The organism is Yoonia sp. D2-7, assembly GCF_055809435.1.
Genome location: NZ_CM147912.1, coordinates 2,513,545 through 2,538,690, shown reverse-complemented (window position 1 = coordinate 2,538,690; position 25,146 = coordinate 2,513,545). Strand labels below are relative to the sequence as shown.

The window sequence follows — 25,146 nt, the reverse complement described above, 5'->3', positions numbered from 1 at the left end:
ATGGCATATGATCCATTGAAAACGAAGGGGATGACAATGGCCGGCACGAAATCGACGCGCGAGACGTTTGCGAAGATGTCGTTTGCGAAAGTCTATCCGATGTACCTGCAAAAGGTTGAAAAGAAAGGTCGGACACTGGATGAATTACATGCCGTTGTTACGTGGCTGACGGGGTATGATGACGATCAGATCCAAGGCCTGATCAATGAAGGTGCGACGTTTGAGACCGTGTTTGACCATGCCGATTTGAACCCGAACGCCGGCCTGATTACAGGCGTTATCTGTGGCGACCGTGTTGAGGATATTGACGATCCGCTGATCCAGCAGGTCCGTTATCTGGACAAATTGGTGGATGAATTGGCCAAAGGACGCGCAATGGGCAAAATCCTGCGCTGAAGAAGGACGAGATTAATGCACGACGACGGCGTTTTTGATCAAGCCATTGCGGAAAGCTATGACCGTATTCACGGGGATGGTCGTTCTGCCGCTGAAAGGCGTGTCGCGTCGGTTTTGCGTGAACTGGCGTTTGATGGCACGGCTCTTGAATTTGCGATTGGCACGGGCCGGATCGCGGTCCCGTTGCATCATGCGGGTGTGCGCGTGCAGGGGATTGAACTGTCGGCCGCCATGGTAGATCAACTGCGGCAAAAGCCGGAAGGCGCGGACATTTCGGCGGTCGTCGGGGACATGACGACGACACGAGTGGACGGCGCGTTTTCCCTTGTTTTCTTTGTGTATAATACCATCGACAACCTGACGATGCAGGACGCGCAGGTCGCATGTTTTGCGAATGCTGCGGCCCATTTGACAACGGGCGGTCATTTCGTGATCGAAACACTTGTGCCCCCGATCCAGAAAATCCCGTTTGGTGAAACAATGCGCGCGTTTAATCGGTCGGATACCCATTGGGGGATCGACGAATTTGATGTGGTCACGCAAAACTATGCCTCCCACCATGTGCGGCTAGAAGGGGAGGTTTGCGTCAAAAACACGGTGCCATTTCGCTACGCGTGGCCCGCAGAGCTTGATCTGATGGCGCGAATGGCGGGGATGCGATTGGTGGACCGTTGGGCCGACTGGGACAAATCACCGTTTACGGCCACAAGCCCCAGTCATGTGTCTGTCTGGCGTAAGGATTAGGCCAGCAGCACATACCGTCCGATTCCGAAGATATAGAGCACAGCAAACATCACGTTGATCCATTTGAGCTGCGGTTCGGTGCGCAACCAGCCGCAATAAATCCAGATTAGACAGAAGGGCAGGCTAAATAACATGGCCCCTAGGTGCCAGCCTTGGACGACGCAGATTGTGCTGCAAAATCCAAGGACAAACGCCACCCATTTCATCGGCTGCTCGTAGGCAGCAAACGACATCAGTGTCATAGAGAAACTTTCAGATGAACAGCGCCGTGGACCCGGCGATCTGCTGCGCATGTTTTAGCGAAAAACCGCCGCCGTTGCGACGCTTTTTTTGATGTTCACGCAGATCGATTCTTCAAAATCGTGGAAAATCAAAGGCGCGTGGCGGGATCGTTTCCAGTTCACGAAAAGCGGGCCGCAAATCACAGCCGCGTGATGATAAAGGAGGATAAATTGTGTTGTGTATTTGCCGCCCTACATAGAGTGTTAGTGAAAAGGAATAACCTGCATTCGGTGTAGGTCATTTCTGACGTCATGCTTGAGAGGGAGAGACTCGTGACATCAAAAGCAATTGCACTTTCGCAGGAATATTCTGCGGCCCGCAATATGGTGAAAGGTCTAATGACAGCGCTGGCCCTTGCTGGGGCCGTTGCCCTTGCACAGGCCAGCCCCGCGTTTGCCCAAGAACGCCCCGCAACCTTTGCCGATTTGGCCGAACAGGTCAGCCCATCCGTGGTGAACATCACCACGTCCACCGTTGTTGCAGGCCGCACTGGTCCACAAGGGATCGTGCCTGAAGGTTCCCCGTTCGAGGATTTCTTCAACGATCTGGAAAACGACAACGAACGTGATCAGGCCCGCCGGTCATCCGCGCTTGGGTCCGGTTTCGTGATTTCTGCTGACGGCTATATCGTCACGAACAACCACGTGATCGAAGGTGCCGACGAGATCGAAATCGAATTCTTCCCGGGCGAAGGTCAGCCAACTGAACTGTTGAAGGCTGAATTGGTCGGGACTGATCCGAACACAGATATTGCGGTTCTCAAGGTCGAATACGAGACTGATCTGCAGTTCGTCGAGTTTGGCGACAGCAACGCCGTGGGTTCACGCGTTGGCGATTGGGTCATGGCGATGGGTAACCCGCTGGGGCAGGGGTTCTCGGTCTCCGCAGGGATTGTGTCCGCCCGTAACCGAGCGCTGCAGGGGACCTATGATGACTACATTCAGACGGATGCTGCGATTAACCGCGGGAACTCTGGTGGGCCGTTGTTTAACATGGACGGCGACGTGATTGGTGTGAACACTGCGATCCTGTCACCAAACGGTGGGTCTATCGGGATTGGTTTTGCGATGTCGTCTGACGTTGTGACCAATGTTGTGGATCAGCTGAAGGAATTCGGCGAAACCCGTCGTGGTTGGTTGGGTGTTCGCATCCAAGACGTCACACCGGACATGGTTGATGCCATCGAAGGTTTGACAGATGCACGTGGCGCGTTGGTCACCGATGTGCCTGCTGGTCCTGCGGAAGATGCGGGTATGCTGGCGGGTGATGTGATCACTGTGTTTGATACGATCGAGATCGAAAACACACGTGAACTGGTCCGCATCGTTGGTAATTCGCCTGTTGGTAAAGAGGTGCCAGTCACCGTATTGCGTAACGGTGGTACCGAAGACTTGACTGTTGTTCTGGGCCGTCGCGAGACATCCGAAGCGGTTGCTTTCCCTGAAGACGAAGACGTCCAAGAACCGGAAGCACCTGAAGAGAAGAGCCTGCTTGGCCTGACATTGTCAGAGATCACGCCGGACTTGACAGAGCAGTATTCAATTACAGCTGACACAGGTCTTGTGATTACTGGCATCGATGCGGATAGCGAAGCAGCATCCAAAGGTCTGGTTGAAGGTGATCTGATCACCGAAGCTGGCCAGCAGAAGGTCACAAGCGTAGGCGATTTCGAAGACCGTATTAGCGAAGCACGTGAGGCGGGTCGCAAGTCCCTGCTGCTGCTCGTGCGTCGCGGTGGTGATCCACGGTTCGTCGCATTGTCGCTGGCAGAGTAAGCAGACAACAAACGAATTAAGAGGGCGGCCCAGAAATGGGTCGCCTTTTTGCGTTACAGGGATGCGCGGTCCAGCGAAACAATGCCCATCGTTTCTGCAATGCCACGTTGGATCAGGGGGCTGTCGAAACCTTGGGGGGCCTGAAACGCCTGTATTGCCGCCCGCGTCCCCGCATCCAGCACACTGGTGATCGGGCCGTTGTAGGCGAGCCGTGCTTTGAGCGCGCGTTGCAACGTGGCGACCCGTTCGGGCGTGTATTCCGGCGGGCATAATGTTTCGAACCGCGTGCCTTCGCCAATGGGTTCGGTGACAGGACGCGTTTGGTTGCGGAAGATTGGTGGCGATGTGAACGTCCCGTCTTCGCCCCTGACGCCTGGTGTTACGAGCACCTGTTCTTCGATAATGCGCGTGCGCGTGGGCGGCGCTGTGCGGGCAAAGCACTGCCCTGACACGGTCGTTTCGATTTCACCGTCCGTGATCAGGTTCTGCACGGGTGGCAGCGCTGGCACTGGTTCCGATGGTGGCGGCACAGGTGTGCATGCCAATGCAGCGCACAAAAGTGGCGCGGTCAGAATAGGTCGTAGTTTCATCGGCTGCTCTGCGCGTTGTTTGGGGGATAGTAGCCGGAGTTGTCCCAATCCAAAATGGACAATCTGCGGACCGCGCAAAACTTGGCTAGGTGTGTCGCGTCACCTCCACATGTGTTGGGTTTTTTGTGACTGGTCCTATGGGGCAAGCTGACCTAGATATAACGCAACGCACTAGACTTGTTGAGGAACGAATGGCGAAAATTACTTATGTTGAGCACGGCGGCAAAGAGCATGTCGTTGACGTGGCAAACGGTCTGACCGTGATGGAAGGTGCCCGTGATAACGGCATTCCAGGGATTGAGGCCGATTGCGGCGGTGCATGTGCCTGTTCAACTTGCCACGTTTATGTTGACCCTGCTTGGGTCGAAAAGGTGCCTGCAAAGGACGCGATGGAAGAAGACATGCTTGATTTCGCGTATGAACCGAACGCAGAAACATCGCGTCTGACTTGCCAAATCAAGGTGACGGATGCTTTGGACGGTCTGCGTGTGCAGATGCCAGAAAAGCAGATCTAAATGCTGGGTCGTCTGACCATTGCAGCATGTCTTGCGGCCCTTTCAGGGGCCGCAAACGCCGACGTGACTGCCGCCCGCTACACAGAACCGACCACCCGCTATGCCCACGGCATTCTGGGCGATGCGATTGAATTCGGCGCATTGGTCATGACTGTTGACGGGGCGGAGGTGACGCTGCGGTTGCCGGAAACGCATGTTTTTGAAGACGTCGCTCCACGCCTTATTGATATTGATATGGACGGCACGCATGAAGTGATGGTCGTCGAGACGAAGATGACCGAAGGCGCCCGGATTTCGATTTACGACGGTGCGGGTGAATTGGTTGCTGCGACCCCGCATATTGGTCGGTCGAACCGTTGGTATTCCCCTGTCGGGGCTGCTGATATAGACGGCGACGGATTGGTCGAAGTTGCCTTTATCGACCGTCCCCATCTGGCCAAGACGTTACGTGTTTGGCGGTATGATAATGGTGATTTCACCGAAGTGGCCGCAGCCGCTGACATGACCAACCACCGGATCGGTGAAGCTGATATCGCGGGCGGTATCCGTGACTGTGGTGATGGCCCCGAAATGATCGTGGCGACGGGCAATTGGTCGCGGCTTTTGGCGGTGCGTTTTGACGGTGAATTGACGGCAACGGATATCGGGCCGCATGCCGGTCGCGACAGTTTTGCCGCTGCGATGGGCTGCTAAAGGATAGCGGACAATGTGATCAGCAAAGCGATTTCGGTCAGTTGCTGAGTTGCCCCTAAGATATCACCGGTTTGCCCGCCGATTTTGCGGTGCGCGATACCGGCCCATAGGCTGGCGGTGATACCCGCGACGATCAGTAACGTGCCCGCCGTTAGACCCAAGGCGAAGAACGCGCCCAGTGTCGCGACGCCGATGGCCAGCCACGCCGTGACAGGTTTAGGGCGTCCGACGGATTGGCTTAGGCCGGTGTCGCGCGCGTTGGGCAGGCCGGTCATCAACGCGACCATCGCCGCACGACTGAGCATGGCCACAGCGATCAATGCCGCAATCCAGTGGTCGGTTTGCACGATTGCTGTAAGTGCGGCCCAGCGAATGATCATCGACAACACCAGTGCCAGAACACCGTAGGCCCCATTGCGGCTGTCCTTCATGATTTCGAGCCGCTTGGCTTTGTCCCAACCGCCCCACAGGCCGTCGGCGCTGTCGGCAAGACCGTCTTCGTGCATCGCACCTGTCAGAATGACGCTGAGCGCGAGCATAAGGCCCGCCGCGATGGGTGGCGCGATGCCGACCCAACCAGCGCATAGGCCCAAGACCACCATGGCAACCGCGATCTTCAATCCGACGATGGGATAAGCCCATGCCGCCAATGGCCCGCGCTGTATCGCCAGATCGGTGTTCACCTGCACAGGTACCCGTGTCAAAAGCCCCGCAGCTGCCGGAACGTCATGCCAGTGAATGAGGCTCATGTCGCGATTTGCCACGGTATGTTCCTTTTACGATCTTTCCATCTGCCCCGTGATCGTTAGACAGATGCAAACGATGTTGCAACGAGGTCCTCATGTCCGCTTCTTTTTCTACCCTTGCTGAATTTCGCGCTGTTTTGGCGGCAGCACCTGATGCGGACCCCGCTGCAACGGCGGCGGCACAGGACCGCAATGGTCAGTTGACCAAGCCGCCAGGTGCATTGGGGCGGCTTGAAGATCTTGCGATTTGGTATGCGGGATGGCGCGGCACAGACAAGCCGTCGCTTGAAAAGCCGCAAGTCATCGTCTTTGCTGGCAACCACGGCGTTTGTGCGCAGGGCGTGTCGGCGTTCCCGCCGGAAGTGACCGTGCAGATGGTTGCAAATTTTGAACATGGCGGTGCTGCGATCAACCAGTTGTCTCAAGCGTTTGGGGCGAAGATGGACGTGCATGCGCTCGATCTGGATAATCCGACGGCTGACTTTACGGTGGCACCTGCAATGACCGAAGACGAAGTCATCGCGGCGTTGCGCACAGGGTGGGATGCGGTTGATCCGGATGCTGATTTGCTTGTCACGGGCGAGATGGGCATTGGTAACACGACATCAGCCGCGGCCATTGGTGCGGTGATCATGGGCGGCGATGCGGCTGAATGGACGGGGCGCGGGACGGGTGTTGATGATGCAGGTCTTGTGCGTAAGACCGATGTCGTTGCACGCGGCTTGGCGTTGCATGATGTGTCTGATCCACTTGAGGCGTTGCGCTGTTTGGGCGGTCGCGAATTGGCTGCGATGGCGGGTGCGATTGCGGCGGCGCGTGCGCACCGTATTCCCGTGATCTTGGATGGTTTCATTTGTACGGCGGCGGCTGCGACGTTGGAAAAGTCGGTGCCGGGGGCGCTGGACCATGCGGTTGCGGGTCACCTGAGTGCGGAAGATGCGCACCGTAAGATGCTGGACGGTATCGGAAAACAGCCGCTGCTGCAGCTTGGTTTGCGGTTAGGCGAAGCATCGGGCGCGGCCCTTGCCATTGGTGTTCTGAAAGGTGCGATTGCCTGTCATTCGGGCATGGCGACATTCGCGGAAGCGGGCGTTGCGGCAGGCGAGGCCTAAGACCTAACGACCACCGCGGCGCTTTTTGGCGTCGCGGGTTTCTTCGCCGGATTGTTGTTTTTCAGCGAGCGCGGTTTCCAGATCGTTGTTCAGTTCTTTCGCGCGCGCCACGTATTCAGCGTTGTCGCGCAGCGCCACACCCGGTTTCCAGAATTCAGACAGTTCGCGAATTGCAGCGCGGTCATGTTCGTAGAAGAACGTCTCTGCCTCGTTGGCTTCGAATTCCGACAGCCCCAGATTTTCAAGCGCATAGCGCCCCGCACGCAGCGACGAATCGAAGAGTTCGCGCACGATGTCGTTGGCACCTGCCGCATTCAGTTCATAGGCATGCACGCGGTCCCGTGCGCGGGCGATGATATGCAGGTCGGGCCGCGTTTTACGGGCGTATGTCACCAGCGTGTTGGCCATTTTTTTGTCATCGATGGCTACGACAAGAACGCGCGCGTCGTCCAAACCGGCGGCTTTCAAGAGGTCGGGGCGCGTTGGATCGCCAAAATATCCTTTGAACCCGAAGGTACGCATCATCTGGACGGTACTCAGGTCGTTGTCGATGACGACCGTCGAAAAGCCTGCGGATTGCACCAGTCGGTTCACGATCTGTCCAAAACGACCGATGCCCGCGATGATTACGGTGCCTTGTTCGTCGACGTCATCATCGGCCATGTCATGCCCGTCTGTGATCCGTCGGCTGGCGATTTCGTAGATGATAAACAGTAGCGGCGTGATCAGCATCGACAGGGCGACGATGAGTAAAAGTTGGCTGGATAAACCGGGGCTAAGCACGCCTTGTTGGCCCGAGAACGAGATCAGGATGAAGCCAAATTCGCCTGCTTGCGCGAGGCCCAGTGCGAACAACCAGCGGTCTTTGCCTTTGATTTTGAACAGGACGGAAAGGCCGTAAAGCACGATGCCTTTGATCAGCATGACCCCGACGGTGAGGGACAGAATGAAGACCGGTTCGCGGAAAAACAGACCAAAGTCGATGCCGGCACCGACGGTGATAAAGAACAGGCCGAGCAACAGGCCTTTGAACGGTTCAAGATCGCTTTCCAGTTCATGGCGGAATTCGGAGTTTGCCAACACGACGCCCGCCAGAAATGTACCAAGCGCAGGGGAGAGGCCGACAAGGGACATCAGCACAGCGATTGATACGACCATGAGCAGCGCAAGAGCGGTGTACATTTCGCGTAGACGCGCATGGTGAATGTACCGGAACACAGGGCGCGTTAGGAAGATTCCCGTCAGGATGACAGCCGCGACGGCGCCGAGAGTGACAAGCGTGACGCCCCAACCGGGTAGGCCGTCTACAAGGCTCATCGCGTGGTGCGCGTCTTCGTGATCGGCGGTGCGGACCAGCGATCCGTCTGGCGCAATTGTTGCCGTCGCCGTGATCGCCAAAAGCGGCAAGATGGCGAGCATCGGGATGACGGCGATATCTTGGGTCAGCAACACCGAGAATGTCGAGCGTCCGCCGTTGGTTTGCATCAATCCTTTTTCAGACAATGTTTGCAAAACGATAGCTGTCGAACTTAAAGCAAATATCATCCCGATTGCGAATGCGACGTTCCACGCATAACCCATCGCCATCGCGCCGCCCATGATGAGCGTTGTAGTCACAGTGATCTGCAATCCACCAAGGCCGATAAGCCTGTCACGCATGTTCCACAGGACCCGCGGTTCCAGTTCGAGGCCGATCAGGAACAGCATCATGACCACGCCGAATTCGGCAAAGTGCTGAAGGTCTTGGGTTTCTGTGCCGACAAGACCGGTGATTGGGCCGATAAAGATGCCCGCTGCCAGATATCCCAACACCGACCCAAGCCCCATGCGTGCCGCAAAGGGCACCGCAATCACGGCTGCGCCGAGGTAAATTGTGGCTTGAAACAGGAAACTTTCCATAGTTTTGCTTTACGGATTTTGGCCGGACGATTGGCGGGTGAAGGGCCAAGCGGGCGTTTGGACAGATGATCAGATGTATTTCGAGAGCTAACGGGATCGGTCCGTTTATGCCAGTCCCCAATGAACATGGGGTTGATGATTGCTGGGATTTTCTATGGTTTGCCCGATTGGACGCAGCGCGGTTGCAGGTTTAGCCCGAAGGCATCTGCAACGCGTAGGTTTGCCCGCGTTTAACGAAGTTCAGCGCGCTATCGCCGATCGCTGTCACGCGGCCACCGTCAAGGTTGCTGCCGACTTCGACTTTGACGTAGCGCCCGCTACCCAGACGGATCAAAGCCCGCCGATTGCCCGGACGCCCGTAGACGCCGATCAGGTTCATATCGCGCAACCGGATCGCGTTCGACACGGTCGCGGCTTGCGCAACTGTGGCAGTCGTTGGTCCAGACGCGCGGGCAGGTGCGGTGGCGACGGGTGCTGCGGGGACGGCCGCTGCTGCAGTTGCTGCTGCGGCGTTGCGTTGTTGCTGACGTGCTGCCAGCGTTTGGGCGGATGCGACGACGCTGCTGAAGTTGCGCGGCCGCGAATCCGGACGCGGTGATGCGACGATGGCGTTGCGGGTCGGGTTGACGATTTGGCTTGGCGGGGCGGCCGCGGCGATGGACGCAACGATTGAACTGATATCGGGGTTTTCTGGTACGACTTCTGGCGCCGTTTCTTCGGCGACGACAGGATCTTCTTCGACAACGGGGGGCGCGAGATCGGCAGGGCGCACGGATGGGCGCAGACCAGCAAGAGCGGGATCAGCAAACGGTTCAGGTGGTGGTGGCGGGACCAAGCCATCAGGACGCAATGACGGGCGGAACGATGCGAGTGCAGGATCGTTGCCGAGCAAATCGCCGTCTTCGCGGGTGGCGTCTGGTGGCGCTGATCCCGGACGCAGCGGCGGTGTCAGGGCAGGGCGACCTGCGATAACGACCGTGCCGTCAGCGGCTTCGTCAATTTCGGGGGATGTGGTATTTTCGGTTTCGTCGGCTTCGGGCGCAGAAATTTCGGGATCAACGCTGGCCGTTTCAATCTCTGAGGTCGTTGTCTGATCATCCGCTAGCTCTGCGACGCCAGTATCGGCTTCAGGCTGGGCAGCCTCGTCTGTTTCCGGAACAGGCTCTGCGGTTTCAGCATCCGATGTGTCCGCATCTGCAACATCTGTTTCAGTCGCACCATCGTCAGCAGGTACAACGGCGGCGGCTGGCGTGACTTCTGGCGTGGGCCGAAGCGGCGGCGTAATCGCGGGCTTGCGACCGTAAATCCAGACGCCTGTTGGAAGGATGGTGCCGTTCGCAGCTGCAAGGATAAATCCGTTTTCGTCGCGTTGGACATTGCGGTCCGGTGCGGTTGGGTTGATTGGCGCTAGAATTGTGCGGTCTGGTGCCGCGACCGCGCGGTCGGGGCCTGCAGGCTGCGTATTTGGCGTGATGGCAGGCAGTGTCGCAATGTTAACGAGACCGTCTAGGGTGCCTGCCTGTGCTTCATCGGGGAGCCGTGGGGCGCGTTGCCAAACGCCTGTCGCGGCGTAGATGCGCGCGGCCTCTGATGGGCTTAGCACAGTTCCCGGTGGCGTCGTGAAAACAGGCTGAGCAGCTGGTTCTGGCGTTGCGGGCACGTCTTCCGTCGGTGTAACGGCGGCGACATCAACAATCGCGGGGGCCGCAACGACGACAGGCGGTGTTTCGTCCACGTCCGCAACCGTTGGCGTCCTGAAGAGGCCCGCGATCCCGTTTTCCATTCGGCTGCTGGCCCACACGGCCGCAATCAACATGAATGCCAGAAGGGCGGCTGTCATGATCAGGCCGAGATGCTTGGGCTTGCCGCCAACCGCGGCAGCACCACCCTTTTTGCCTTTGGCCCCGCCCAATGCCAAGTCGGCCTTGCTAGGAGGCGCGGCTTGCGGACGTTTAATCATCGCGAGAAGCGGAGCAATTGGGTTTGAACGCGGTTCTTTCGGTTCGGTCACAACCGCATTGCCCGCAGGGCGAGCCGCGATGGGTGCCACTACTGGAACGGGTGTTGCGGCTGTTTCATCCGCGGCCTTCAGCGGTTTGGGTATCGCTGGCGCATCTGGTTCCGAGGTTGAAACGTCATCGGTTTTATTCTTAGTCCCGCTGCGGGCAAAGAACGCGATGGGGCTTTTATCAGGATTGGGTGACGTCGCTGGGCGCGATTGCTCGCCCGTTTTAGCGTCCGGTGCGGCCAAGGCTGGCGGTTCAGGCGTCGGGTCCGGTACGCGACGCGCTCCGGTTATTTCGACGGCCCGGCTGCGGCTGGCGAAAACCGGTTCTTCGGTTTCGGTGTCCGCGGTTTCTGCGTCGGGCGTCGTTTCCGGTTTGTCGTCTGTTGTCTCTGGAGACGGACCGTCGTCTTCGGGCGTGGGGGTATCTGCCTTTGGCGGGGCTTTCTTGTCACGGCTGAACACGGGTTCTGCTTCGGGTTCAACACCGTCAGATTCGGTAGTTTCGGGGTTCAGATCCGTTTGATCGGACAGTTCGTCTGTCGTGGGGGCTGCCACGTCGTCTTCGTTCGCATCCGGTGAGTCCGGCTCGTCGATTGGCAGTTCTGCTTGCGCAGGTTCGGGTTCTTCGGATGGTGTGGGATCAGGAATTGCCGGGCTTGGCGTTTTCATGAAACCGGGCAGCGTGCCGACGTTTGTCAAAACAGCGGGACTATCGTCGCGGGTAATTTCCACGTCGGGCCCGACCACGCTGACGCAATGCTTCGTCGGTCCAAAGAAGACTTCGGTGCTGAATGTCAGCGGCTCCGCCACAGCGACAAACGTCATCGGTTCGAAACCGTGTTCCTTTGCGAAAGATTCTGCTTCTTCAAGGGTTTGACGTGCGACCGCAGCAATCTGGGTGCGGCCACCGGTCCGTTCAAAATCGATCACGAGTTCATTCAGCGGGATCGGTGTTTCCTGATCAATTGCGCCGTGAATATCCTCGAGCGACGTACGGGTCGTATCGATTTCGATGTATTTGATCTGGTCGTTCGGCAGCAGCAGTTTTGTGCGTAACCCGTCCGGTTCGAGACTCAAAGCGGTGTCGCGTAAGGCCTTCATTTCGCTTGCAAGATCAGGCGCTTCTAATGACACCTCTCCGGCCAGTGCCCAGCCGTCCGCTACGCGGTGCAGCAGGCGAATTCCTTCGAAGGAGAGTGAAAGCGCGAAATTTGGCGTCATATGAAAGTCTTAACAGGTTCACAACATACGCGAGAAGGGGAATTATCCCGCCCGCGCTATCTATCGCGAAATTCCGCCAAATCCAAGTGCGGGGCCTAGCCGCGCCAAGGAATGCGGTATCAAATACGTCCAAGGGGTGAATGAAACCCTAATTTGGAGAGGATTTTCCATGCGTGGATTAATGTATGTTGTGGCGGCGATGCTGCTGGTTGTTGGATTTTCGGGGCATGCGACGGCCCAAGAACGCCCCCAGATCACGGTGGTGGGCCATGGAACAGTGACTGCAAAACCGGATATTTTGCGGATCATGATTGGTGTCGTCGCGCACGCGGATCAGGCCAGTGAAGCGGTTCGCGAAATGAGCGATGATTTGTCCCAAGTCCTGGCTGTGATGTCCGACGAAGGTCTGCCGCCCGCTGATATACAGACCAGTAGTCTGCGGTTGTCAGAGCGGTACAGCAACAATCGCGAATACGACGAACCGCCAAAAGTGATCGGTTTTACCGCGCAATCCAACGTCACGGTCATCGTGCGCGACCTGGATCGAGCTGGGGGCATTCTGGATCGGTTGGTGTCTGAAGGTGTCAATCAGATCAGTGGCTTACAGTTCGATGTTGAAGATAAAGCGCCGTTGCTTGAACAAGCGCGGATTGCTGCAGTTGCCGATGCGATTTCCAAAACGGCGCTTTATGCCGACGCGGCGAACGTGAAGCCGAGTGCGATCATTTCGATCTCTGAAGCGACTGGCGGTGGCGGATTTGAGCGTGGCCAAGTCATGGCAATGGCCGAAGCGCGGAGCGTGCCGATCGCGGCAGGAACGTTGGATGTCACTGCCCAAATCACGGTCGTGACAGCCATCGAATAGCCAGCCCCGCACGATGCGGGGCTGGCTATTGGGTTAGGCGGTGGCTTTGGCCAGTGCCTGATCCAGATCGGCGATGATGTCGTTCGCGTCTTCGATACCTATAGACAAACGAACGATACCCGGACCGGCACCAGCTGCTTCTTGCTGTTCAGCCGTTAGCTGGCGGTGTGTGGTCGACGCAGAGTGGATAATCAAAGACCGCGCATCGCCCAAGTTGGCGACGTGGCTGAATATTTCGAGCGAATCGACAAGCTTGATGCAGGCGTCGTAACCGCCTTTGACGGCAACGGTGAACAATGCACCGGCACCGCGTGGGCAGATCTTTTCGACAAGATGCTGATATGGCGATGATTTCAGACCCGCATAAGTCACGTAGTCCACGCGCGGATCGTTTTCGAGCCACGTCGCGACCTTCATTGCGTTTTCAACGTGACGCTCCATCCGCAGGGAAAGCGTTTCGATCCCCATCAGCGTATAGTGGGCGGCTTGCGGGTTCATTGTCATGCCGAGATCACGCAGGCCAATGGCGATGCCATGGAAGGTGAACGCCAGCGGGCCGAAGGTTTCCGAGAATTTCAAGCCGTGGTAAGCTGGCTCTGGTTGGCTGAGCGACGGGAATTTGTCGTTTGCAGCCCAGTCGAATTTACCAGAATCGACAACGCAACCACCAGTCACAGTGCCGTTCCCTGTCAGGTACTTCGTCGTTGAATGCACGACCAGCGTTGCACCGTGTTCGATCGGGCGGCACAGGTATGGTGTCGCTGTGGTGTTGTCGACAATCAGCGGAATGCCTGCATCGTCGGCCACGTCCGCAATCGCACGCAGGTCAGTGATGTGACCGCCGGGGTTGGCAATTGCTTCGCAGAAGATCGCGCGCGTGTTGTCGTCAATGGCAGCAGCGACTGCCTTTGGATCATCCATATCGACGAATGTCGCGGACCAGCCGAAACGCTTGATGGTTTGGCTGAACTGGGTGATCGTGCCACCGTATAGGCGGGACGATGCGACGATGTTCAGCCCCGGCCCCATGATCGGGAACAGCGCCATCAACTGGGCCGCGTGACCGGATGAACAGCAAACGCCGCCAACACCGCCTTCTAGGGTCGCGATACGTTCTTGTAGTGCGGCCACAGTCGGGTTGGTCAGGCGGGAATAGATGTAGCCAACTTCTTGCAGGTTAAACAATGCGGCTGCGTGATCTGCATCGCGAAACACGTAGGCGGTTGTTTGATAGATCGGCACTTGGCGGGCACCGGTTGCCGGATCAGGGCGTGCGCCTGCGTGAATTTGTAGTGTGTCAAAGCCGTATGTTGGGCCGTCGGTCATGGTTTTCTCCCCTAAATCATGTTGTGTTCACCTAATCGTGAAATGTACGATTTCGCAACGGCACCCTGCAAAGAAGGACCAAATTATGCCTCATCCATTTCACTTGGCGTTCCATGTTCTGGATTTAGATGAGGCCTGAGAATTCTATTCTGGCGCACTGGGGGCAGTCGAAGGGCGGTCAACAGGCACGTGGGTCGATTTCGATTTCTTCGGGCACCAATTGTCACTGCATTTGGGCGAACCCTTTGCCAACGCTGCGACGGGTAAGGTCGGCGATCATCTGGTGCCGATGCCACATTTCGGAATCGTCTTGCCGTTGGATGAATGGACGACGTTGGCGGGACGATTGGAAGACCGGCAGACCGATTTCATCATTGCCCCCTCGGTCCGTTTTAAGGGTGAACCGGGGGAACAATGGACGATGTTCTTTCGGGATCCGTCAGGTAATCCGATTGAAATCAAAGGCTTTGCTGATAAGTCAGGTCTGTTCGCGGGCGAGCATTAATGCGTAGTCGCGGACGTCTTTTGGCCACGCAGCGATCTTCGTGGCGAACCCCATCCAGTCATTGGCAAACAAACACCGCGACGCTTCTTCAAAGTCCGGCAGATCGCCGCCGATTGATGAGATGAACGCATAGGTGGTTGTCTGCCGTGTGTGATCGGACCGGGTGCCTGCGGATCGTTGTACTTCGGCGTCGACCAAGCGGCGCAGGACAGCAGATGCGCCGCCTTTTTGACCGGCAAGCCAGTCCCAATGGCGTGGCAAAAGGGTGATTTCGCGGGCCTTGACGCCTAGCTTGGGACGGCCACGTGATGGGGGCGGGGCGTCGCGCAAATCAACGTCGCGCACCTGTCCAGTCAAATCATCATAAATCAATAGGTTTACACCGCGCGGCATGGCTTCGCGCTGTGCGGCAATCATCGCAGCCATATCGCCGTTGGCAACAACGGCATGATGGTCGAATGCAGTATAAGTGGTCATTTCAAGTCTCCCTGAAATGTCTTTTATTATCCGGATTTAATTGAGTCAATATAATCCGGGTTTAATTCTTTTGGTCATAAATATCTCGGGGGTTTGGGGGCTGGCCCCCATGCAGCATTGCAGCGCGCGCAACACACGACTGCGGACCGCATCGCGGCGTCCGTTGAAAGCTAAATATAGATTGCGGCGCAGCCGCGCCTTAAGGTCAAACTATCGGACCCAGAATCCTGCAGACTTAATCTTGTTGCGGATCTGCTGTTCTTTGCGGGGCAGGTTGTTGCGGTCAAACATAGCCCGTACTTTGTGGCCCCGTTTTTGGAAGACCATCCGCTTGTAGGGCTCGTATTGCTTGAGCAGCTTCTTGATCTTGTTCGGGGCGGCAACGGCTTCCATCACTTCGACCGCATGGTCGCTTTCGCGTGCATAGAACAGCGGCAACAGGCGGTAGTGGCAGGTCGCATCGCCATCGAGGCCGTTCAATTCAGGACCCGGTCGCCCGCCGCCAAAGGAATGGATCACCAAGGGCAATACGACTTGGTCGAGCCATGGGTCCAGCGACTGGACTTCTAACTGTTTTGGCGCGTCATCACGCACCGCAAGCGCATATTCGAGGAACCTGTCGCCGAAGGCCTTTGCATCCGCACCGAAGAACCAGCCCGCGTTGAAATACATGTACCGCTGCCAGTATTCATCCGGTTGTGACAGATCGAGGCTGCTTTCGAAATCGAGCCCGAATTTGTCGTAAAGCGATTTCCAGATCGCGGTGTAGCCGTCCCAATACAACTCTTCTTGCGGCCATGTGCCTTCGCGTTTCATCGACGCGGCGGGACGATCAAAATCGAACGGGATCTGCATCAGATCGCCTGTGACCAATGTGTCCGTGTCGAAGAACACAAACGGTTCGCCCGCAGGCATGGCTTGCAGGCCTTCGATTTTGTTGCCGTAGGGATAGGATTGCCCGAAATGGCGGCTTTCAAACGGCCGGACTTCTGCGCCCAGTTCGATCAAACGCGCACGTACATCGTCGCTGATCCGTGGGTCGTGGTCCCATTTGTCGCCCGGTTGTGGCTCGACGACGATCATCTTACCTGCGAAATCGGGCGTCATCGCGCGCAGCGAGGCCACAAATAACAGCGCTTCATATTCTAGCCGCCCGGATTGCCCGACGATCATGATATTGAATGGCTGGCCTGATGCCTGTGACTGCGCCATAATAAACCTACACATCTGCGTCTTTCGATCTTCTTAGCCTAGAACGCAGATGTGGGACAGCCTGATGATTGGGCGGTAAAGAACGAATGAGGTAGTGTGATGTTTGGACTTGTTTTGCCTTATGTGATCGGGCTTGCCATCGGGATTGAGCCCAATGCGCCAGCTGACGTGGCCACCAGCCTTTTGCCGCCAGTTGTTGAGGACGGGTCGGGCGATGAAGCGGCCTTGCGCGAACCCGAGCCACAAGTGCCGACAGGTCAATTCACCACGGCCGTAGAGGTTAAACCCATTCTGGGCATGACCAAAGCGAATTGGGTCGCTGTGCGTGCATACGAAGGGCAGGATTTGCTCTACTTTTCGCATCTGTTGGCCTGGCGCTGTGGCCTATGGGATATCCGTTATGGCGTGAATGGCGCGCCTGCGGACACGGTTGTCGCGATGGAGCCGTGCCATGATGACACCGCCCAACCCAATGGCCTGACCGATGTGATCAATTTCCCAATATACGCAACATTGCCGCTCGATTCCGTTGAAAGTGTCTATATCGAGATCGTGTTTGACGACGGCACGACCGACTTTGCCCAGTTCGACAGGTCCGAAATTTTGATCCCCTAAGCGTAAATGTGCCTTCTTTTGCCGCATCTTGGCTTTTGCACGCGCCTGCGCCTGTTAGACAGTTGGATGACCGAAAGAGCGGGAAATCAAAAAGCGATGCGTAGGATGCGACAATATCACCTGAAGCGACCAAATGGTTGATATTTGGTCGGGCATCGCATCCGCGTTCTGGTTGATCGTGGGGTTGGACGCGGAGCTGCTTGAAATCAGCTTTCTGTCCCTGCGTGTGAGCCTGACGGCCGCTGCAATTGCATGTCTGATCGCGATGCCCTTTGGTGCGTTTCTGGCCGTGCAGCGGTTCCGCTATCGGCGTTTGCTGATTTCGGTGATCAACGCGCTGATGGGATTGCCACCCGTTGTTGTGGGGTTGGTGGTTTATATTTTGCTGTCCCGATCCGGCCCGTTTGGTGTGTTTGGGTTGCTGTTCACGCCGTCCGCCATGATCATCGCGCAGGTGATCATTATCACCCCTTTGATTGCATCCATCACCCATCAGTCGATGCGCGATCTGTGGGCGGAATATCATGATTTGCTGATTTCGATGAACGCGACAAAGGCGCAGCGGATTCGGACTTTGCTTTGGGACGGTCGTCGCAATTTGCTGACCGCCGCGCTGGCTGGTTTTGGTCGTGCGATTGGCGAAGTGGGCGCGATCATGATTGTCGGTGGCAATATTGATCACGCGACGCGGGTTTTGACGACGGCGATTGCGCTTGAGACGGGGAAGGGTGATTTTGCTTTAGCGCTTGGGTTGGGCTTTGTCCTGATCGGATTGGCACTGGCCGTAAATATCGCAATCCATTGGCTGTCTGGCACGGAAAGGGATCGTCGATGGTAGCCGAGATGTTTCCTTTAACCCTTCAGGGTGCAGAGGTCCGGCGGCGCGGCAAGCGTTTGTTGGGACCGGTTGATCTGTCGCTGCCGCGTGGTGGTTTCACTGCTATTATCGGGCCGAATGGGGCTGGCAAGACGACGCTGCTGCGGATCATGCATGGGGTCGAACGGATCAGTGCGGGATCGGCGGATTGGGCGATTGAACAGGCCGCAGCGCGCGCGCGCCAAGCTTATGTGTTTCAACAACCGATCATGTTGCGGCGCAGTGTGGCCGAAAACCTTGCCTATCCGTTGCGGCTTATTGGCACTGAACAGGCCGCGCGTGACCGATTGGTTGCAGAATGGGCCGACCGCATTGGCCTGACTGCATCTTTGCAAACGCAAGCGACGCGATTGTCTGGTGGGGAGCGGCAGAAATTGGCGTTGGGGCGTGCGTTGATCCGCGATCCGGATGTTCTGTTCTTGGACGAACCCTGCGCTAACTTGGACGGTCCGGCGACACGCGAGATCGAGAGTTTGTTGCAGGCGACCCATGATGCGGGCACGACGATCTTTTTGGTCACGCATGACATGGGCCAAGTCCGGCGGCTTGCGACAGTTGTTATGTTGCTGGTCGGGGGGCGCGTCGTGGAAATGGGCGGACGTGATGCAATGATGTCGTCGCCGCAAACACCTGAATTAACTGCATTCTTAAACGGAGAACTACTGACATGATCCGCAAAGCTTTAACGGCTGCATTTATTGCATTGATGGCCCCTGTGGCGCAGGCCGAAGTCGTGAAATTGGCTGTGACAACGTCGTTTGAAAACTCTGGTCTGGCCGACGTTTTACTGCCTGCCATTTACGAGGCGCTTGATATTGAAGTGCAGCTTTTGGTTGTAGGGACGGGGCAGGCTTTGCGGTTGGGGCAGGCGGGCGATGTTGACGCCGTTTTGGTGCATGCGAAGGCTGCTGAAGAAGCATTTGTAGCCGACGGACATGCGACGCATCGGCGGGAAATCATGTATAATGATTTCGTGGTGATTGGCCCCAGCGCCGATCCTGCGGTTGTGTCAGGTGCGGCCACCGCCACGGCGGCGCTGGCCGCAATTGTGCAGACGCAAGCGCCGTTTGTCAGTCGGGGGGACGACAGCGGGACCCATAAGGCCGAACAAGGGTTATGGGCTGAGGCAGGGTTGTCCGTGGCTGATTTTGGCGATTGGTATCAGGAAGTAGGCGCTGGCATGGGGGCGGCACTGAATACGGCATCCGGCCTGAATGCCTATACATTGTCGGATCGCGGCAGTTGGATCAAATTTGGCAACAAGGGCGATCTTGCTTTGTTGTTCGAAGGGGATCCGGCGTTGTTCAATCAATATAGTTTCCTGCCGATCCGCCCCAGCAAATTTGATCATATTCCGGCGGCTGCCATCGCCGAACTTGAGAACTGGTTGACGGGTGAAGAGGCGGCGCAGTTGATCAACGGGTATCGGGTGGACGGTCAGCAGCTATTCACATTTAGCGCGAAGGCACCGTAAAGTTGGAGGGCGTCCATGCCCAAAACTATCACGCTGACACACCATTACGATCACCCGCCGCAAGCTGTTTGGGATGTGGCGACCGATTTTGACGCATTTGTTGAAGCGACGAAGCGGCTTGTGACGTTCGATGGTCTACCGACGGAGCCTATGTTTGAGGGCCAAAAGATCGATGTGACGTTCCGCCTGTTTGGGAAGTTGCCGCCGCAGCCTTACCACATGGAACTGGTCGTCTTTGAACCCGAAGCGCACCGTTTTGAAAGCCACGAATATGGCGGTGCGGTGAAGTCGTGGAACCATACGTTGACTGTCACAGAGACGGCGACGGGATCGGTCCTGACCGACCGTGTAGAGATTGATGCCGGATGGACGACGCCCATTTATGCAGCCTACGGGCGGTTTATGTACCGTCAGCGGCATCCTGTCAGGGTGCGGTTGTTGGCGGCTTCAGCCCTTGACCGCGCCGTCACTGAGACCTGAAACGAGATATTTCTGCGCGATCAAGAAGACTACTGTGATGGGCAGGCCTGACAGAATTGCCGCAGCCGCGAAGTCGCCCCAGAGGTATTGGAATTCGTTGAGGTAAAGCCGTGAGCCTACGGCGAGGGTCATCTGAGATTCTGACCGGATTAGCACAGACGCGATGGGGTAGTCGTTGATGAAGCCGATGAAGGCCAAGACGAAGACGACGGACATGATGGGCACAGCAAGCGGCAAAAAGATGAAACGGAAGGTTTGCCAAGGGGTGGCACCGTCGATCATTGCCGCTTTGTCGAGGGCGGTGTCGATGCTGTCGAAATAGCCTTTAATCGTCCAGATATGCAGGGTCACGCCGGACATGTAGATCAACACCAATGACAGATGGCTGTTGAGGCCGAGCAGGGGGCTTACCTCGCCTAGTGCGTCGAAGATTGCGTAGATCGCGACGAGCGCGAGCGTCGTCGGGAACATCTGGATCAGGAACAACCCGTCGAGCATGGCCGCCTTGCCTTTGATCCGGATGCGGCTGAAGGCATAGGCCGAGATCGTGGCGATCATCAGAACGCCGAAGCCCGCGATCAGGCCGATTTTGATCGAATTCCACATCCATAAAAGGACGGGGTAAGGCGGTGAAACGACTGTGCCGTCTGCGCGCGTATAGTCAAACCCGAAGGCCAGCACCCAGTGTTCGAGGGTCGGGTTTTGCGGAATGATGGAGCCTACTGCGAAGTTGCCTTCGCGGAACGAAATCGACAGGACCATCACGAAGGGGAACAGGATCAGCGCCAGAAAACACAGCATGAAGCCATGCGCGAGGATTTTCTTGATGCGGCGCTGGCGGGGGTGTTCAACGATCATGCTGTGGCTCCGGTTTGGCGGTGTGACGCGCGTGCAAGCACGACGCCCCACCCGCCATCCCGCAGGTTCGCGGGGTGGGATTGGTGTATGTCATCGGCCCGCTCTTTTCGCGGCTGCTTTGCGCATTGCGACGAAATTGGCATAGGAAATCGCTGCGACGACGAGGAAGATCAGCAGTGTGATTGCCCCCGCAAGACCAAATTGTTGGCCTGCATTGTCGAAAGCTAACCGGTAGGTGAAGGACGCAAGGATATCGGTTTCACCCGCCGGAATGATCGTTCCGGGAATGTCGGGCAGGCCCCGTGTCAACAAGAACACCAGCACCATGTTGTTGAAGTTAAACGCGAATGACGCGATCAGCAGTGGCAAAAAGGGTGGAATGATCTGCGGCAGGGTGATCGTGAAGAAGACCCGCAAGGCTGACGCGCCTTCGAGCGCCGCTGCTTTTTTGTGATCTTCTGGGACAGATTGCAGGAAGCCCATCGCGAGCAGCATCATGTAGGGGTAGCCGAGCCAAGTGTTGACGATCACCAGCATCGCCCGTGCCAGATTGCCGTCCGTGAACCACCGCGGTTCGATCCCGAATAGGCCGTTGAGGATTAGGTTAATTTCGCCGTTGTTCTGGTTGAACAGCCCTTTGAACACGAGGATCGAGATGAAGGCCGGTACCGCGTAGGGCAGGATCAGTAGGACGCGGTAGATGGCTTTGAAACGCAGGTGTTCCCATTGCAGGATCACAGCCAGCGTCAGGCCAATCGCAAAGGTCAGAACGACGGATAAGATCGCGAAGACGAAGGTCCAGATGAAGATCGACACCATCGGTTCGCGGATGCCTTCGGAGGTTGCGATCCGTTCGAAATTGTCTGTGCCGATGTTAACGCGCCAACCCGGTGGGACTTGGTCGCCATTCTGGTCCACGAAGAAACCCGTTTCGTGATCTGCCGTCAAAACAGACCCGTCGCTTTTGGTCAGCGTGTCGGGGCCTGTTTGCACGTAGTCGGGGGTGACGGTGGCAAAGGTGCGCAGGCCCGCGTTTTCGATAGTGCTGCCGTCTGGTGTGATCAACGAGAGGGCTTGCAGACCAGTCCGCAGTTTGATCGCGTCGCGCCGTTCAAGCAAGGTTTGGGGAGCTTCTGCTGGGACGAGGTTTGCGGTTTCCGTGTCTTGCAGCGTGACCGGATCGGATAACAACCCGCTGTCCGGTAGCCAAATTCGGTAGCTATCGCCATCGGGTGCGACGGCGAAGGGTTGTTCTGTGGACGTGTCGATGCTGCCGCGCGATGTCAGGACTTCGATGGTTCGTTCGTATGTCAGTAGGTTGAAAGACGAGTAGTTCGTGAAGCCGATGTAGATCGTGTAAATCACGGGGAATGCGATGAAAATCAGGACGGCGGCAATACCCGGAAAGATAAACCTGCTGCCATAGAACCGCGTTGCCCCGAAGATAATCGCAAAGCCTGTCGCCAGCGCCAAAAGGATCGCCCCGAAAAGAGGTTGCCCGATCTGGTAGAGATAGAAAGACCCATAGAGCAACACCAGCGACGCGCACACGACGACCGCAAGGCGCGGCCAATCGCGCGTTGAAGCCGAGGGATGTGTTTCGGTCATGGTGTTCATCTATTGCTCCTCCCAAAGCAGGGGCGGCGCGAACGCCGCCCCGTTTGTTTTATTCGCCTAAGATGCGGGATGCCGCGTCGTTCAATGCGTCGGCTGGGGACGCCGCACCTGTCGTGATGTTCGTCAAAGCAGGTGCCATGGCCGCCCAGAATGCGCCCATTTCCGGATTGGATGGCATCGGCACACCGTTTGCCGCAACGCTGAGCATACCAGACACAAGCGGGTTGTTTTGTGCTTCGGCGGCGGATGCATCAGCCAATGCGCCCAGACCGTTTTTCGCGTTCCACGTTGCCAGTCCTTCGTCCGTGGCAAGATAGTTTTCGATCAGTTCAACCGCGAGATCCGCATTTGGGGACGCCGCGTTGATGCCCAATGCCTGTACGCCGAGGAAAGGTGGGGATACTTCGCCGTTGACGGTCGGGATCGGTGCTACTGCGAAGTTCAGGCCTGATGCCTCAAACCCTGCCCATGACCACGGACCGTTCAGGACCATTGCGACTTCGCCGTTGTTCATCGCGCCGTCCATGACGCCGTAGTCCACGCCTTGAGGCATGACACCATCGTCGAAGAGCGACTTGAGCACTTCTGCACCCGCAACTGCGCCGTCGGTGTTCACGCCCGTCGCTGACCCGTCATAGCTGCCGTCGACCTTTTGGAACGCATAACCGCCACCAGCCATCAGCATCGGCATCGTGAAGTATGTGTTGTTGTAGTCCCAAAGGATCTTTGCGCCGTCCAGTTCGAGGTCTTTGATTTCTTCAAAGGACGCAGGCGGTGTTTCGATCAGGTCGGTGTTGTAGATCAAGGTCACGGCCTCGACCGCCAATGGGTATCCCCATGTTTTGCCGTCAAATTGCATAGCGCCCATGGCGGCGGGCAGGATGTCTTCGGACCAGCTGGCTGATGGTTGCACAGGGCTGATCAGCCCGCCGTTTGCCCATTCGCCGAAACGATCGTGCGCCCATAGAACGATGTCGGGGCCGTCGCCGGTTGCGGCGGCTTGCTGGTATTTCTGGGGCAGGTCAGGATCGACTACTTCGACGACGACTTCGATGTCGAGGTCTTCGGTGAAGCCTGCGGTTGCTTCTAAGAGCGCGTCGCGGTCGCGGTTTGCGCCTGTCCAGATGACGATTTTACCGTCTTCAAATGCATAGGACGGTGCTGCTGTCGCAAGCAAAAGTGCCGTGATTGATAGGGTCTTTTTCATGGTCTCTCCTCCCAGAGATTAGGTGTTAGAAATTGTGAGCGGCAGGTCGCCGTCGTGCGTCAGGAATGCAAAACCATTGCCCGGCAAGGACAGGTTGCCGCCATCGTGCGTCGCATTGTTTGGTCCGATCATCGTGGCCCCTGTTGGTACCGTGATGGTCTGCGGATCGGTCGACAGGTTAAACACGCAGGTGATGTTTTGCGTGTTGGTTGACCGCGTGAATGCGAGGATCGGGTCTGGTAGCTGCTGGAACTGCGTCTTGCCGTGGCGCAGCGCGTCGGACTCTTTCCGGAAGGCGATGACGTCTTTGTAAAACGCCAAGATGCTGTCCGGCCCATGTTGATCGACGGCTTTTGCGGCTTGTGGCGGCTTGACGGGCAGCCACGGTTTTCCAGTGGAAAATCCGGCGTTTGGTGCATCTTTTTCCCAAGCCATTGGCGTCCGGCAGCCATCGCGGCCTTTGATCCCCGGCCAATAACGCAAGGCAGGTGGGTCTGTCAGTTCTTCGTAAACCAGTTCGGTTTCGGTCAATCCCAGTTCTTCGCCTTGGTAGATCCCGATTGTGCCTTCGAACGACATCAGCATCGCGGCTGTGAGACGGGCAAATGTGTCGGTGTCGACGGCGTGATCCGACCAGCGGGTCACATGGCGAAACACGTCGTGATTGCTGAACGACCAGTAGGGGTGGCCATCTGGCGCGCCTTGTTGAAAACCTTCGACGCAGGATCGCAGGTGGTCGGCTGTGAATGTGTCGCTGAGCATCGCGAAGCTGTACGCCATATGCAGCAGGCCCGATCCGGCGGTGTATTCGCCCATAATCCGGGTCGCGCGATTGCCGCCTTCGCCGACTTCACCGACCATCATGATATCGTCGTGTTGATCGGTCAGCGCGCGAAGTTTGCGTAGGAAATCAAGGTTCTCTGGCCGTGTCTTGTTGTAGATATTGTCTTGCATGCCGTACAGGTCGGTCGCCATGACCTGTGGGGCGGCCTGTGCTGCGGGATTGCTGCGCAAATCCTGATCGTGGAAATAGTAATTGACCGTGTCCAATCGAAATCCGTCTAAGCCGCGATCAAGCCAGAATTTACAGGTTTCCAGAATGGCGTCGATCACGTCCGGGTTGTGAAAGTTAAGATCCGGTTGCTCGATCAGAAAATTGTGCAGGTAGTACTGACCGCGCTGCGGATCGAATTCCCACGCGGGCCCGCCGAAATGGCTATGCCAATTTGTCGGCGGGGACCCATCGGGGAGGGGATCTGCCCAAACATACCAATCTGCCTTGGCATTGTCGCGCGAGATCCGGGATTCACGGAACCATTCATGCAGATTCGACGTATGTGACAGAACCTGATCGGTGATGACTTTCAGCCCAAGTTTATGCGCGGTTTCGATCAAGTGATCGAATTCTTCGAGCGTGCCAAACAGTGGGTCAATCGCCGTGTAATCAGAGATGTCATACCCCATGTCTTTTTGTGGCGACATGAAGATCGGGGACAGCCAGACGGCGTCCGCTCCAAGTGTCGCGATGTGGGGCAGTCTGCGGGTAATGCCTGCTAGATCGCCAACGCCGTCACCGTTGTCGTCCTGAAAGGAGCGGGGGTAAATTTGATACACCACCGCATCACGCCACCATTCTCGCATCGTCGTCATCC

Annotated in this window: 24 protein-coding genes and 1 pseudogene; 13 read left to right on the top strand and 12 right to left on the bottom strand. The window is 57.0% G+C overall.

What is annotated here, in order from left to right; all coding sequences use genetic code 11:
* Positions 1-36 precede the first annotated feature (36 nt).
* Together AC0L7R_RS12455 and AC0L7R_RS12450 are read left to right on the top strand one after the other, a co-directional pair.
* Positions 37-396 carry a DUF2200 family protein gene (locus AC0L7R_RS12455; RefSeq protein WP_473657201.1) on the top strand — a complete coding sequence of 120 codons (360 nt, stop codon included), beginning with the start codon at positions 37-39 and terminating at the stop codon, positions 394-396.
* 15 nt (positions 397-411) lie between these two features.
* The gene (locus AC0L7R_RS12450) at positions 412-1,140 is read left to right on the top strand and encodes a methyltransferase domain-containing protein (protein WP_473657199.1); all 729 of its coding nucleotides are present in this window, start codon (positions 412-414) and stop codon (positions 1,138-1,140) included.
* Here the strand turns inward: AC0L7R_RS12450 and AC0L7R_RS12445 are convergent.
* On the bottom strand, positions 1,137-1,382 hold the full coding sequence (locus AC0L7R_RS12445; RefSeq protein ID WP_473657198.1) for a peptidase: 246 nt from the start codon (positions 1,380-1,382) through the stop codon (positions 1,137-1,139). The genes AC0L7R_RS12450 and AC0L7R_RS12445 overlap by 4 nt on opposite strands.
* 363 nt (positions 1,383-1,745) lie before the next feature.
* On the opposite strand from AC0L7R_RS12445, the gene AC0L7R_RS12440 reads away from it, so the two are divergent.
* Entirely contained in the window at positions 1,746-3,197 is a 1,452-nt protein-coding gene (locus tag AC0L7R_RS12440; RefSeq protein WP_473660409.1) for a Do family serine endopeptidase, read from the top strand.
* 53 nt (positions 3,198-3,250) lie between these two features.
* On the opposite strand, the gene AC0L7R_RS12435 is transcribed toward AC0L7R_RS12440, so the two are convergent.
* Complete coding sequence (locus AC0L7R_RS12435) at positions 3,251-3,787, bottom strand: peptidoglycan-binding protein (RefSeq protein WP_473657197.1); 537 nt, start codon at positions 3,785-3,787, stop codon at positions 3,251-3,253.
* 191 nt (positions 3,788-3,978) lie between these two features.
* Between AC0L7R_RS12435 and AC0L7R_RS12430 the strand changes: the two genes are divergently transcribed.
* Together AC0L7R_RS12430 and AC0L7R_RS12425 are read left to right on the top strand one after the other, a co-directional pair.
* Positions 3,979-4,302: a 2Fe-2S iron-sulfur cluster-binding protein gene (locus tag AC0L7R_RS12430; RefSeq protein ID WP_247126383.1), complete on the top strand. Its 324-nt coding sequence runs from the start codon at positions 3,979-3,981 to the stop codon at positions 4,300-4,302.
* Positions 4,303-4,995: an FG-GAP-like repeat-containing protein gene (locus tag AC0L7R_RS12425; RefSeq protein WP_473657196.1), complete on the top strand. Its 693-nt coding sequence runs from the start codon at positions 4,303-4,305 to the stop codon at positions 4,993-4,995.
* Here the strand turns inward: AC0L7R_RS12425 and AC0L7R_RS12420 are convergent.
* Complete coding sequence (locus AC0L7R_RS12420; RefSeq protein ID WP_473657194.1) at positions 4,992-5,759, bottom strand: adenosylcobinamide-GDP ribazoletransferase; 768 nt, start codon at positions 5,757-5,759, stop codon at positions 4,992-4,994. The two genes, AC0L7R_RS12425 and AC0L7R_RS12420, sit on opposite strands and share 4 nt — an antisense overlap.
* 77 nt (positions 5,760-5,836) lie before the next feature.
* Between AC0L7R_RS12420 and cobT the strand changes: the two genes are divergently transcribed.
* Positions 5,837-6,853 carry a nicotinate-nucleotide--dimethylbenzimidazole phosphoribosyltransferase gene (cobT, locus tag AC0L7R_RS12415; RefSeq protein ID WP_473657193.1) on the top strand — a complete coding sequence of 339 codons (1,017 nt, stop codon included), beginning with the start codon at positions 5,837-5,839 and terminating at the stop codon, positions 6,851-6,853.
* A 3-nt stretch (positions 6,854-6,856) separates the two neighbouring features.
* Here the strand turns inward: cobT and AC0L7R_RS12410 are convergent, their stop codons facing one another.
* Both AC0L7R_RS12410 and AC0L7R_RS12405 read right to left on the bottom strand, forming a co-directional pair.
* Complete coding sequence (locus tag AC0L7R_RS12410) at positions 6,857-8,752, bottom strand: monovalent cation:proton antiporter-2 (CPA2) family protein (RefSeq protein ID WP_473657191.1); 1,896 nt, start codon at positions 8,750-8,752, stop codon at positions 6,857-6,859.
* A gap of 190 nt (positions 8,753-8,942) precedes the next feature.
* Positions 8,943-11,981: a hypothetical protein gene (locus tag AC0L7R_RS12405; RefSeq protein ID WP_473657189.1), complete on the bottom strand. Its 3,039-nt coding sequence runs from the start codon at positions 11,979-11,981 to the stop codon at positions 8,943-8,945.
* 169 nt (positions 11,982-12,150) lie between these two features.
* On the opposite strand from AC0L7R_RS12405, the gene AC0L7R_RS12400 reads away from it, so the two are divergent.
* A complete protein-coding gene (locus tag AC0L7R_RS12400; RefSeq protein ID WP_473657188.1) occupies positions 12,151-12,846 on the top strand; it encodes an SIMPL domain-containing protein in 696 nt (231 codons plus the stop codon).
* Between the two features lie 33 nt (positions 12,847-12,879).
* Here the strand turns inward: AC0L7R_RS12400 and AC0L7R_RS12395 are convergent, their stop codons facing one another.
* A complete protein-coding gene (locus AC0L7R_RS12395; RefSeq protein ID WP_247126396.1) occupies positions 12,880-14,172 on the bottom strand; it encodes an O-acetylhomoserine aminocarboxypropyltransferase/cysteine synthase family protein in 1,293 nt (430 codons plus the stop codon).
* Positions 14,173-14,257: 85 nt separating this feature from the next.
* Between AC0L7R_RS12395 and AC0L7R_RS12390 the strand changes: the two are divergent.
* Positions 14,258-14,677 (top strand): annotated as a pseudogene (locus tag AC0L7R_RS12390) (VOC family protein).
* Here the strand turns inward: AC0L7R_RS12390 and AC0L7R_RS12385 are convergent.
* On the bottom strand, positions 14,651-15,154 hold the full coding sequence (locus AC0L7R_RS12385; RefSeq protein ID WP_473657187.1) for a DUF2239 family protein: 504 nt from the start codon (positions 15,152-15,154) through the stop codon (positions 14,651-14,653). The pseudogene AC0L7R_RS12390 and the gene AC0L7R_RS12385 sit on opposite strands and share 27 nt — an antisense overlap.
* Before the next feature lie 210 nt (positions 15,155-15,364).
* Positions 15,365-16,366 (bottom strand): hypothetical protein, encoded by a 1,002-nt coding sequence (locus tag AC0L7R_RS12380; RefSeq protein ID WP_473657186.1) that lies wholly within the window; start codon positions 16,364-16,366, stop codon positions 15,365-15,367.
* Positions 16,367-16,465: 99 nt separating this feature from the next.
* On the opposite strand from AC0L7R_RS12380, the gene AC0L7R_RS12375 reads away from it, so the two are divergent.
* The 5 genes from AC0L7R_RS12375 (at position 16,466) to AC0L7R_RS12355 (ending at position 19,812) form a co-directional block, all read left to right on the top strand.
* Complete coding sequence (locus AC0L7R_RS12375) at positions 16,466-16,981, top strand: hypothetical protein (protein WP_473657185.1); 516 nt, start codon at positions 16,466-16,468, stop codon at positions 16,979-16,981.
* A 133-nt stretch (positions 16,982-17,114) separates the two neighbouring features.
* Positions 17,115-17,819: an ABC transporter permease gene (locus tag AC0L7R_RS12370; protein ID WP_473657184.1), complete on the top strand. Its 705-nt coding sequence runs from the start codon at positions 17,115-17,117 to the stop codon at positions 17,817-17,819.
* Positions 17,813-18,529 carry an ATP-binding cassette domain-containing protein gene (locus AC0L7R_RS12365; protein ID WP_473657183.1) on the top strand — a complete coding sequence of 239 codons (717 nt, stop codon included), beginning with the start codon at positions 17,813-17,815 and terminating at the stop codon, positions 18,527-18,529. The genes AC0L7R_RS12370 and AC0L7R_RS12365 overlap by 7 nt, the downstream gene beginning before the upstream one ends.
* The gene (locus AC0L7R_RS12360; protein ID WP_473657182.1) at positions 18,526-19,332 is read left to right on the top strand and encodes a substrate-binding domain-containing protein; all 807 of its coding nucleotides are present in this window, start codon (positions 18,526-18,528) and stop codon (positions 19,330-19,332) included. The genes AC0L7R_RS12365 and AC0L7R_RS12360 overlap by 4 nt, the downstream gene beginning before the upstream one ends.
* 15 nt (positions 19,333-19,347) lie before the next feature.
* Positions 19,348-19,812, top strand: coding sequence for an SRPBCC family protein (locus AC0L7R_RS12355; protein ID WP_473657181.1), 465 nt, complete (start codon positions 19,348-19,350; stop codon positions 19,810-19,812).
* Here the strand turns inward: AC0L7R_RS12355 and malG are convergent.
* From malG to AC0L7R_RS12335, 4 genes are all read right to left on the bottom strand, one after another.
* Positions 19,780-20,670, bottom strand: a complete 891-nt coding sequence (gene malG / locus AC0L7R_RS12350; protein ID WP_473657179.1) for a maltose ABC transporter permease MalG — start codon at positions 20,668-20,670, stop codon at positions 19,780-19,782. The genes AC0L7R_RS12355 and malG overlap by 33 nt on opposite strands.
* 90 nt (positions 20,671-20,760) lie before the next feature.
* Positions 20,761-22,287: a maltose ABC transporter permease MalF gene (gene malF / locus AC0L7R_RS12345; protein ID WP_473657178.1), complete on the bottom strand. Its 1,527-nt coding sequence runs from the start codon at positions 22,285-22,287 to the stop codon at positions 20,761-20,763.
* 49 nt (positions 22,288-22,336) lie between these two features.
* On the bottom strand, positions 22,337-23,494 hold the full coding sequence (malE, locus tag AC0L7R_RS12340; protein WP_473657177.1) for a maltose/maltodextrin ABC transporter substrate-binding protein MalE: 1,158 nt from the start codon (positions 23,492-23,494) through the stop codon (positions 22,337-22,339).
* Positions 23,495-23,512: 18 nt separating this feature from the next.
* Entirely contained in the window at positions 23,513-25,135 is a 1,623-nt protein-coding gene (locus AC0L7R_RS12335) for an alpha-amylase family glycosyl hydrolase (RefSeq protein ID WP_473657176.1), read from the bottom strand.
* Positions 25,136-25,146 lie beyond the last annotated feature (11 nt).